This is a genomic window from Gryllotalpicola sp. CP2-P1 (genome assembly GCF_057512245.1).
The window spans coordinates 1-10391 of sequence record NZ_JBLRDT010000095.1; the positions used below are offsets into that span (position 1 = coordinate 1).

A 10391-nucleotide genomic window follows, 5' to 3' on the forward strand; every position below is an offset into this window, starting at 1 on the left:
CGCAGCAGCCCCGCGTGCACGAGCGAGCGCAGCGCCTCGCGCACGCTGTTGCGGCTCACCCCGAGCTCCTCGGTCAGCTGATGCTCGGTCGGCAGGCGCGAGCCGACCTCGAACTCGCCGTCGGCGATGCGCTGCCGCAGCTGCTCGGCGACCTGCTCGGCGAGCGGAACGTGGGGTGCGAGACGGGGCATGCATCGATTGTCGCACGAAATAGCCAAATGTAGGACAAATGCGGATGTCGCACCGCGCTTACGCTTGACGCATGCACGCGACGACCCTCTACGGCAAGAACGACGTTCGATACGAAGAGGTTCCGAAGCCCGAGCTGATCACCGGCGGGGACGCCATCGTGAGGGTCGTGGCGGCGTGCGTCTGCGGCTCGGATCTGTGGCGCTACCGGGGGATCACCCCGGTGAAGCATCCGGCGCGCATCGGCCATGAATTCGTCGGAATCGTGGAATCCGTCGGCGACACGGTGTCGAAGATCAACGTCGGCGATTTCGTGATCGCACCGTTCTACGACTGCGACATGACGTGCGTGAACTGCCGGAACGGCTTCACGACGTCGTGCCTCGAGATCGGCTGGTGGGGCGGCAAGGACCACTGGGGCAACGACATGCAGGGCGCACAGGGCGAGTATGTCCGCGTGCCGCATGCCGACGGCTCGCTGGTCGCGACGCCCGGTCAGCCGAGCGCCGAGCTCGTTCCGCACCTGCTCACCCTCGCCGACGTGTTCGGCACCGGCCACCACGCGGCTGTCTCGGCCGGCGTGAAGCAGGGCTCGACCGTCGCGGTCGTCGGTGACGGTGCCGTGGGGCTGTCCGCTGTGCTCGCCGCGAAGCGGCTCGGCGCCGCGCGCATCGTGCTGATGTCGCGCCACGAAGACCGCCAGAACCTCGGCCGCGACTTCGGCGCGACCGACATCGTCGAGCAGCGCGGGGACGAGGGCATCGCTGCGGTCAAGGCGCTCTTCGATGGCGTCGGGCCCGACGCCGTGCTCGAATGCGTCGGCACGAAGGAGTCGATGGACCAGGCGCTGCGCTCGGCCCGCCCCGGCGGCCAGGTGGGCTTCGTCGGCGTGCCGAGCGGCGGCCCCGAGCTGCCCGTTCGCCAGCTGTTCGACTCGAACGTCGGCGTGCGCGGCGGTATGGCGCCGGTGCGCAACTACATCGACGAGCTGCTGCCCGAGGTCTGGAACGGCTCGCTCAAGCCCGGGCGCGTCTTCGATCTCGAGCTGCCGCTCTCGGAGGTGGCCGAGGCGTACGCCGCGATGGACGAGCGTCGGGCGATCAAGGCGCTGCTGAAGCCGTAGCGGCGCGCACCTGCGCCGGTGTTCCCCGGCGCCGCCCGGTCGTCACGATTACGGGTCATCGAGTCGAATGAACCGCGGTTGTGACGCCCGGGCCGGCGCGCGAGGCGCGAGGCGCGACCCCTAGTGGGTCACACCGGGCGCGGCATCCGCGCCCTCGGCCGTCGCCGGCGCGTTCGACCCCCAGAGCGCATAGAGCAGGAACGCGACGCCGACGAACACCACGCCGCCGATGATCGCGGTGGTCAGCCCGCCCGCGACGCCCGCCGTCGCGGCCGCCGAGACGAACACGGTCGACAGCACGGCCACGCCGATCGATCCGCCGAGCTGCTGCATGGTCTGCAGCACCGACGAGGTCGTGCCGACGTGCCCCTCGGGGGCGTGCGCCATGATCAGCCCGGTGAGCGGCGCGAAGGTGAGGCCGGCGCCGAGGCCCATCACGATGATGGGGCCGAGGATGCCCGCGGCGTAGCTCTCGTCGGCGTGCAGCTGCGAGAGCCAGCCGAGCCCGACGACGAGCGCGGCGAGTCCGACGGCGCCGACGAGGCGCTCGCCGAACTGGGGAAGCAGCCGCGGCGCGAACTGCGAGACGACGATCATCGTCACGACGAACGGCAGCAGCGAGAGGCCGGTGCCGAGCGCGCTGAAGTGGTAGACGTCCTGCGTGAACAGCGTGATCAGGTAGAAGAACGCGAACATGCCGGCCGGCACGAACAGCATCGAGATGAGCGGCACGGCGCTGCGCGACCGGGTGAACAGCTGCAGCGGGACCACGGGCGAGTGGTGGCTGCGCTCGATCGCGACGAGGCCGATGAGCGAGGCGAGCGCGACGGCGAACGACACGATCACGACCGGGCTGCCCCAGCCCGAGTTCGCGGCCTCGGTGAAGCCGTAGACGAGTGCGACCATCGCGATCACGCTGGTCGCGGCGCCGCCGAAGTCGAGCGTCTCGCGGGTGCGCTCGGTCTCGCCGAGGAAGAACGCGGCGCCGACGGCGATCAGGATGCCGATCGGCACGTTGACGAACATGACCCACTCCCAGCCGAGGCCGGTCGTGAGCACGCCGCCGAGGATGAGGCCGATCGCGCCGCCCGAGCCGGCCGCGAGCACGAACAGGCTCATCGCGCGGTTGCGCTGCGCGCCGGGGGTCGTGTTCTCGATGAGCAGCACCAGGGTGCTCGGGGCGGCGATCGCGGCGCCGACGCCCTGCACCACGCGGGCGATGACGAGGGCGGATGCTGTGGGCGCGAGCCCGCCCGCCGCGCTCGCCACGATGAAGACGAGCGTGCCGATGATGAGAGCGCGCTTGGCGCCGATCTTCGAGCCGAGCTTGCCGGTGAGCAGCATGAGCCCCGCGAATGCGAGGGCGTAGCCCGTGACGACCCAGCTGAGGCCGCTCGGGGTGAAGTGCAGCGCCTTCTGGATGTCGGGAAGGGCGACGTTCACGATGCTCGCGTCGACCACGAGCATGAGCTGGGTGATGAAGACGGTGATGAGCCCGAGGATCGCCGTGCGAGGTCGACTGCTGGTCGCGCCACCGTCAGGCGAATGGAGACCCGACTCGCGGGAAGAGAGACCCTTCGCGGGGCCTGTGAGATCAAGGGAAAGAGTGTCGGTCACGCGACGTCCGATCACGAGAAGGTGTACGGTGAATCCGAATCCGGAGGAAGTCTCCGTCTTTCGGAATCCTCACAATATGGAGATTGCCTCCGCTTTGTCAACAAGCGGAGGCTGAATCCGGTTCGCTGGGAGTGAACGACATGATGACGGATGCCGCAATGCTGAAGCGGCCCCTGCGCGCCGATGCGCAGCGGAACTACGACAAGATCGTGCAGGTCGCGGCGCAGGCCTTCGCCGAGAAGGGCACCGGAGCCTCTCTCGACGACATCGCGTGCCGCGCGGGCGTGGGCCCTGGCACGCTGTACCGCCACTTCCCCACCCGCGACGCGCTGCTCGCCGCTGCACTGCACGGGGCACTCGACGAGCTGCGCGACACGGCCCGGCGCCTGATGGCCGCAGATGACCCGGCGGCCGCCCTTGACGAGTGGATTCTCGAGCTCGCGCGTCACCTGCGCACCTACGGCGGTCTGCCCGAGTCGATCGCGACCGCCCTGCAAGACCCGAGCTCGCCGCTGTGCACGAGCTGTCAGCCGATGACGGCGGGAACCGCGAAGATCCTGGCGCGCGCCAAAGAGGCCGGCGCGGTGCGCGCCGACGTGCAGGCATCCGACCTCAATGCCCTGATCGGCTCGCTCGCGTGGGCGTCCGAGAGGCGCGGTGATTCGGATGCCGCGCTGCGGCGTCTCATCAAGCTGGTCACCGACGGCCTGCGGCCCGCCCCGGTGGTCGAGTAGCGACGAAGGAGCGTATCGAGACCGTTTCCCGGCGAGGAGGGGGTCTCGATACGCGGCCGGCGCAGGCGCCGGCTGCTACTCGACCAGCGTGACGCCGGCGCAGGCACCGGCTGCTACTCGACCAGCGTGCGGGGCGGCGTGACGCTCTACTCGTCGACGAGGACGATCTCGGTGCGCGAGAGGCGCGTGCGCGGCTGGCGCTCGCGCTCGGCCAGCACCTCGTCGAGGTCGTCGGGCGCGCCGACGGTGCCAATGGCGGCGACGACGAAGGGCTTCACGTCGGCGGGCAGCTCGAACGACGCCGCGAGAGCCTCGGGGTCGAAGCCGGTCATCTGGTGCACGTGCAGACCGTCGTGGTGCGCCTGGATCGACAGGTGCGCCATCGCCTGGCCGAGGTCGTAGCTCGGGGTCGCCCGCAGCTTGCCCTCACTGTCGCGCAGCTCAGTGTACAGCCCGACGAGCAGCACCGACGCCGCGGGTGCCCAGGCCTGGTTGAACCCCATCAGTGCGGCCGAGACCTTCTCGAAAGCGGCCGAGCCGCGACGCGCGACGATGAAGCGCCAGGGCTGCGAGTTGCCGGCGGACGGGCTCCAGCGCGCGGCCTCGAGGGCCGAGGCGAGCTTCGACTCGTCGATGGGCTCTGCGGTGTAGGCGCGGGGGCTCCAGCGCGCGGCGAGGACATCGAGGATGGGGGCATCCGTCTGCGCGCTCTTGGTCTCACTGATCAGCGTCATCGCGCTGACTCCTCTCGATTGCTCGGGGCTCGGCGTCAGCGCCGATGGCTTGTACAACACCATGCGAACGCATGAGGGCGAGGAGGTATTCCGGGCGCCGCGCGCGACGGATCGCGTGTGAAGAATCGTGCGTGAGGGATGGGGTGCGGTCTTGCTCGACCGACGGGATCTACAGGGGGGTGGGAGGCGAGCCCGCCGGCCGAGGACCGGGTGGGTCGGCGTCGACCCCGAGCGTCGGGCCGCCCGCTGCACCCGGTTGCGGCCCCGCTCGATGGCTTAAGTCTAACTTAGATGCAACACGGATGCAAAAGTGGATGCCCGCGATCCCGGCTACACGACCGCCTGGGTCGCCTCCACTATGGCGTCGGCGAAGGCTTCGACGTCCTCCTCGCTCGTGTCCCACGCGGTCATCCAGCGCACCTCGGCGAAGCCGTCGGTGCGGGTCGAATCCCAGTCGTAGAACGCGTAGCGGCGGCGCACGATGTCGGCGGCGACCTTCGGCAGGGTCGCGAAGACGGCGTTGGACTGGGTCGGCTGCGTGAACGAGAGGCCGGGGGCAGAGGCATCCGCGACCGCCTCTTCGAGCTGCTCGCGCAGCAGCGCCGCCATCTCGTTGGCGTGCTGGGCGGCGCGCAGCCACAGGCCGTCCTCGAGCATCGCCACGAGCTGCGCGGCGATAAAGCGCTGCTTGCTCGGCACCTGCATGTCGGCCTTGCGCAGGTATTCGATGCCGAGCGTCGTCTCGGGGTCGACGATGACGACGACCTCGCCGAACAGCCCGCCGTTCTTGCTCGCACCGAAGCTCACGATGTCGACGCCGACCTCGGTCGTGAAATCGGCGAGCGGCAGCTCGAGCGCGGCGGCGGCGTTGGCGAGGCGGGCGCCGTCCATGTGCAGGGTCAGGCCGCGGCTGTGCGCATGGTCGGCAACGGCGGCGATCTCGTCGGCGGTGTAGACCGTGCCGAACTCCGTCGCCTGTGTGATGCTCACGACGCTCGGCTGCGCGCGGTGCTGGTCACCCCAGCCCCACGCCTGCTTGTCGATGAGCTCGGGGGTGAGCTTGCCGTCGGCGGTCGGCACCGGCAGGAGCTTGAGGCCGCCGACGCGCTCGGGGGCGCCGTTCTCGTCGGTGTTGATGTGGGCGGATTCCGCGCAGATCACCCCTGACCAGCGCTCGGTGATGCTCTGCAGGGCGAGCACGTTCGCGCCCGTGCCGTTCAGGGCCACGTGGGCCTCGGCGGCGTCGCCGAAGTGCTCTTTGATGAGGGCCGTGAGGCGGGCGCTGTAGGCGTCGGCGCCGTAGCTCGGCTGGTGCCCGCCGTTGGCGATGAACATCGCCTCGAGCACCTCGGGAATGGCCCCGGCGTAGTTGTCGCTCGCGAAGCTGATGACGGACGGGTCGTGCAGTCGCTCGAAGGCCATGACTCCATCATGGGGCCAAGCCTCATCGAGTACGCAGTAATCGATCTGACGCCGGCGTGAAGTTGGCCGCGTGGGGCGAGTGCCGCGCGGCGCGCGAGTCGGGACGGGGCATCCGCAACCATTGCAAACTTGCTTACCTTGAGATAGAAAGTTCGCAACCCCGGCGCGTGACCCCTCGGCCGGGAAGAGCGAACCGTCTCAATGAGGAGATCGAAATGCACAGCATCAACGGCGCGAGCTCGCTCGGCTCCGCGTTCGCACGAACCCGGCTCGACCGGCGCACCCTGCTCAAGGCCGGCGCGGCGGGCTTCGGCGCCGCCGCCACGGCCAGCCTGCTCGCGGCCTGCTCCGGCGGGTCGGCCAGCTCGAGCTCCGGCACCACCACCGTTCGCGTGTGGAGCTGGTACACCGAGCAGAAGGACACCCTGCCGAAGGTCATCAAGGACTTCGAAGACAAGCATCCGCACATCAAGGTGAACCTGCGCATCTTCGGAACGCCGGACCAGTACCTGCCCGCGCTCACCGCGGCGGTCTCGGGCGGCGACGTGCCCGAGATCTTCGCGCCGCACGTGCGTGCCATCACTTACGGCAAGCAGGGCATCTCCGCCGACCTCAAGAAGGAGCTCGGCAGCGACTTCCTGAAGGACTTCTTCCCCGCCGAGAACCAGGAGTACAGCGACGGCGACAAGCAGTACGCGCTCGGCTGGGAGGCGCAGACCTTCGGCATCTTCTACAACCCCGAGCTGTTCGCGGCGGCCGGCGTCGACGGCGAGCCCGAGACGTGGGACGACCTGATCGACGTCGCCCAGAAGGTCAACGCGACGGGCAAGTCGTCGGTCGCGTTCAGCGCGAACCCCGGCACGAGCGCTCTCGACTTCTTCCTGCCGCTCATCACCCAGGTCACCGACGACCCGACCTACTTCCTCAAGCTCGACCAGCTCGAGAAGGGCTACAAGTGGACGAACGAGCCGGTGGTCAAGGCGCTCGAGCTGAACGACCGGATCGTCAAGGCGAACGTCTTCCAGAAAGGCACCACGGGAACCTCGGGCGACCAGGCGACCCAGCTCTTCTACACCGGCGCCGCGGCCATGCTGTTCGCCGGCTCGTGGATCCCCGCGGGCCTCATCCAGAACGCGACGCCCGACTTCGTGAAGAAGTACAAGATCATGAAGACCCCCGCGATCAAGACCGGGGCGCGTCACTGGACGGCCGACCAGGCTGGCGCCGGCTTCGCCGTCTCCGAGACGAGCAAGGCGAAGGACGCGGCGCTCGAGGTGCTCAAGTACCTCTACTCGCCCGACGTCTACTCGAAGCTCATGAACGACTCGAGCAGCATGCCGGCGACCCAGTCCGCCGTCGACCGGGTCACGAGCCCGCAGATCAAGCAGATGGCGTCGTGGCTGCCCGACGGATGCCCCCACATCCCGTTCGGGGCAGGCTCGTCCGCCTCGGGCGACCCGCTGACGAAGATCTTCGACCAGAAGGCCTCCCCCGCGGACGTCGCGAAGCAGATGCAGACCGCTGTCGTCAACGCGCGCGGCTGAGAAAGGAGGGGGCCGGCGGATGTCGAGTCAGACGATTTCACGGGGGATGCCGCGCCGCGGCCGCTCCACGTCGGGAGGGTCGCACCTGTGGCGGCTGCAGCGCTCGGAGCGGCTCGCGGGCTACGTCTTCTCCATTCCGATCACCGTGCTGTTCGCGGTGTTCGTGGGGTGGCCGATCGTGTTCGCGATCTATCTCGGCTTCACGAGCTGGAGCGGGTTCGGCAGCCCCACCTTCACGGGCTTCGCGAACTACGAGCGGATGTGGAACGACCCGGTCGCCCGGCAGGCGTTCATCACGACGATCGTCTACGCCATCGTCACGACGGTCCTCCAGACGGTGATCCCGCTGTTCATCGCGGTGCTGCTGAACTACGTGTGGAGCGGGCTCAGCGTCGTCATCCGCACCATCCTCTTCATCCCCGGGATCGTCTCGTTCGTCGTGTCGGGCGTGCTGTGGAAGCTGATCTACGACCCGAACCTCGGAACGCTGAACAAGGCGCTGAGGGGGCTCGGTCTCGACGGCCTCGCCACGAACTGGCTGAGCAACCCGGCGACGGTGCTGCCGGCGATCATCGTGGTGTCGCTGTGGGGTGCGATCGGCACGAACATGCTGATCTACTTCGCCGGCATCCAGGGCGTCGATCCGACCTACTACGAGGCGGCGCAGATCGACGGCGCGAGCCGGTGGCAGCAGTTCCGCTTCGTGACGATTCCGGGGTTGCGGGTGGTGACGGCGATCGTCGTGAGCCTCAACCTCATGAACGGGTTCAAGGTCTTCGACATCATCTTCGTGATGACCGGCGGAGGGCCGAGCCACGCCTCCGAGGTGTTCGGCACGTACCTCTATTCGCTGGCGTTCGGGTCGACCGCCGGCTCGATCCCCCAGCTCGGCTACGGCAGCGCGTTCAGCGTGATCGTGATGCTGCTGTGCGGGGTCGCGGTCGCGGTGCAGGTGTTCCTGACGCGGAGGGCGCAGCGATGACGACGACCATGGCCCGCCCCGGGCAGGTGCCGCGCACCGACCGCCGCCCCGCCGCGCAGCAGCGGCGCAGACGACCGGCCCCGATCGGGAAGTCCTTCGCCTCATTCATCCTGATCGCGATCGCCGCCTTCACCGTGTTCCCGCTGATCTGGCTGGTGCTGACGTCGCTGCGCCCGCAGAACACGATCTTCACCGGCCCGATCTTCCCGACGCACCTGACCTTCGCGGCCTACCCGGAGGCGTGGGTGTCGACGGGCTTCGCGGTGCACTTCCTGAACAGCCTGTGGATCACGGCGGCGACGGTCGCCGGTGTCGTGATCTTCGCGTCGCTCGCCGGCTACGCCTTCGCCAAGCTGCGCTTCCCGTTCAAGAACGTGCTCTACGTCGCCCTGCTCGCGACGCTGATGATGCCGGCGACGTCCCTGATCATCCCGCTCTATCTGCAGCTGCGTGCCATCGGCCTGCTGAACAACCAGCTCGGCCTGCTGATCCTCTATGTCTCGAGCTCGGCGCCGTTCTCGATGTTCCTGATGCGCGCGTTCTTCGAGACCCTGCCCGACGAGCTGGTGCAGGCAGCCCGCGTCGACGGCGCCACCGAGCTGCAGGTGTTCCGGCGGGTCGTCCTTCCGCTCGCCCGGCCCGGAATGGCGACGGTCATCATCTTCCAGTTCCTGCAGACCTGGAACGAGTTCCTCTACGCCAACACGGTGCTGCAGGACACGGGGAAGCTGCCCCTGCAACCCGTGCTGTTCAGCTTGATGGGGCAGTACAACACCGACTGGCCCACCCTGACCGCCGGCCTGACCATGTCGATCGTGCCCGTGATCCTCGTCTACGTCTGGATGCAGCGCCAGTTCGTCGCCGGCCTCACGCTCGGCGCGGTCAAGAACTGAGCGCGGCGGCGGCCGCATCACTCCACCGAAGGAAGACGCCTGTGAAGCATCCCGTGCCCCTGCGCAATCTGATCCAGATCGCGCTCGTCGTCGACGACATCGAGCGCGCCCTCGACGCGTGGTGCGAGGTGTTCGACGTTCCCCGCCCTGAGGTGCGGGTGTCGGCGGCCGAGCCGAACCCGAATGAGCTGTACCGCGGCGAGCCGGCGCAGTACGGCCTGAAGGTGGCGGTCGTCGACTGCTCGGAACGCGGCTTCGTCATCGAGCTGCACGAGCCCGACGCGAACCCGTCCACCTTCCGCGAGTTCCTCGACGCGCACGGCAACGGGGTGCACCACCTCGGCTTCCAGGTGGGTGACGCGCGCGACGACGTGGTCGGCGAGCTGGAGTCGAAGGGATTCCCGCTGCGGAACGTCGGCGTGTACCCCGGCGGCAGCTGGACCATCATCGACGGCGAGGGCACGCTCGGCGTCAACCTCAACATCAAACCCCGCCCCTGAGCCGAGGAGGCCGCAACCATGGCGATCCGCAGAATCCTGATCAACACGACCGACGTCGAGCGCAGCGCGGACTTCTACCGCCGCTTCATCGCGGCGCAGCCCGTCGGCGAGGTGACGCCCGAGCGCGCCGAGCTCGACGTCGACACCGCCGTGATCGAACTGCGGCGGCTGGCGGACCCCGCGGCATCCACGTGGGTCGCCGACGACCTCGTCAGGGGCTTCCGTCACGTCGGATTCAAGGTCGCCGATGTGGATGCCCTGGTCGAGCCGCTGAAAGAGGCCGGCGTCCCGTTCCATCTCGACCCGCTCGAGGCGGAAGGCGGTGTGCGCATCGCGTTCTTCTACGCCCCGGAAGGCACCCTGCTCGAGTTCGTCCAGCGCGACCTGCAGTACACGGTCGTGCACGACGAAGGCGGCGTCGCACGCGAACGCGCCCTCGGCACCCCGGCGCGCCCGCGCTTCGACCACGTCGCGGTCACAGTCGCCGACCGCGCGGCGAGTGAGGCGTTCTATGCGCCGCTCGGCTTCACACGCATCGGCACGATCGAGCAGCCGCACGACGCGCGCGGGTTCCACATCGACTACCTCAAGGGCGACGACACCGTGCTCGAGCTGTTCACCTATGACGTGCCGACGACCGAGCGCCCGCCGCA

11 protein-coding genes are annotated in these 10391 nt (G+C 68.7%); 7 read left to right on the plus strand and 4 right to left on the minus strand.

Annotated features, from left to right (window positions below; all coding sequences use genetic code 11):
- The coding region (locus tag ACM2XV_RS08890; RefSeq protein WP_487026672.1) for a winged helix-turn-helix domain-containing protein at nt 1-191 on the minus strand (191 nt) is incomplete at its 3' end.
- A gap of 71 nt (nt 192-262) precedes the next feature.
- Here ACM2XV_RS08890 and ACM2XV_RS08895 point away from each other — a divergent pair.
- The gene (locus ACM2XV_RS08895) at nt 263-1312 is read left to right on the plus strand and encodes a zinc-dependent alcohol dehydrogenase family protein (protein ID WP_487026673.1); all 1050 of its coding nucleotides are present in this window, start codon (nt 263-265) and stop codon (nt 1310-1312) included.
- Nucleotides 1313-1432: 120 nt separating this feature from the next.
- Here the strand turns inward: ACM2XV_RS08895 and ACM2XV_RS08900 are convergent, their stop codons facing one another.
- Nucleotides 1433-2929: a DHA2 family efflux MFS transporter permease subunit gene (locus tag ACM2XV_RS08900; protein WP_487026674.1), complete on the minus strand. Its 1497-nt coding sequence runs from the start codon at nt 2927-2929 to the stop codon at nt 1433-1435.
- Nucleotides 2930-3087: 158 nt separating this feature from the next.
- On the opposite strand from ACM2XV_RS08900, the gene ACM2XV_RS08905 reads away from it, so the two are divergent.
- Nucleotides 3088-3663, plus strand: a complete 576-nt coding sequence (locus tag ACM2XV_RS08905; RefSeq protein ID WP_487026675.1) for a TetR/AcrR family transcriptional regulator — start codon at nt 3088-3090, stop codon at nt 3661-3663.
- Nucleotides 3664-3809: 146 nt separating this feature from the next.
- Here ACM2XV_RS08905 and ACM2XV_RS08910 read toward each other — a convergent pair whose 3' ends face one another.
- Nucleotides 3810-4397, minus strand: coding sequence for a nitroreductase family protein (locus ACM2XV_RS08910; RefSeq protein ID WP_344777110.1), 588 nt, complete (start codon nt 4395-4397; stop codon nt 3810-3812).
- A gap of 330 nt (nt 4398-4727) precedes the next feature.
- Complete coding sequence (locus ACM2XV_RS08915) at nt 4728-5819, minus strand: threonine aldolase family protein (protein WP_344777101.1); 1092 nt, start codon at nt 5817-5819, stop codon at nt 4728-4730.
- A gap of 215 nt (nt 5820-6034) precedes the next feature.
- Between ACM2XV_RS08915 and ACM2XV_RS08920 the strand changes: the two genes are divergently transcribed.
- The 5 genes from ACM2XV_RS08920 to ACM2XV_RS08940 all read left to right on the plus strand — a co-directional run.
- Nucleotides 6035-7363 carry an ABC transporter substrate-binding protein gene (locus ACM2XV_RS08920; RefSeq protein ID WP_344777099.1) on the plus strand — a complete coding sequence of 443 codons (1329 nt, stop codon included), beginning with the start codon at nt 6035-6037 and terminating at the stop codon, nt 7361-7363.
- Nucleotides 7364-7382: 19 nt separating this feature from the next.
- Nucleotides 7383-8345 (plus strand): carbohydrate ABC transporter permease, encoded by a 963-nt coding sequence (locus ACM2XV_RS08925; RefSeq protein ID WP_487026676.1) that lies wholly within the window; start codon nt 7383-7385, stop codon nt 8343-8345.
- Entirely contained in the window at nt 8342-9238 is an 897-nt protein-coding gene (locus tag ACM2XV_RS08930) for a carbohydrate ABC transporter permease (RefSeq protein ID WP_487026677.1), read from the plus strand. The genes ACM2XV_RS08925 and ACM2XV_RS08930 overlap by 4 nt, the downstream gene beginning before the upstream one ends.
- Nucleotides 9239-9279: 41 nt before the next feature.
- Nucleotides 9280-9738 carry a VOC family protein gene (locus ACM2XV_RS08935; RefSeq protein WP_344777093.1) on the plus strand — a complete coding sequence of 153 codons (459 nt, stop codon included), beginning with the start codon at nt 9280-9282 and terminating at the stop codon, nt 9736-9738.
- An 18-nt stretch (nt 9739-9756) separates the two neighbouring features.
- Nucleotides 9757-10391 (plus strand): VOC family protein (locus ACM2XV_RS08940; protein WP_487026678.1); only part of this gene is annotated, 635 nt, incomplete at its 3' end.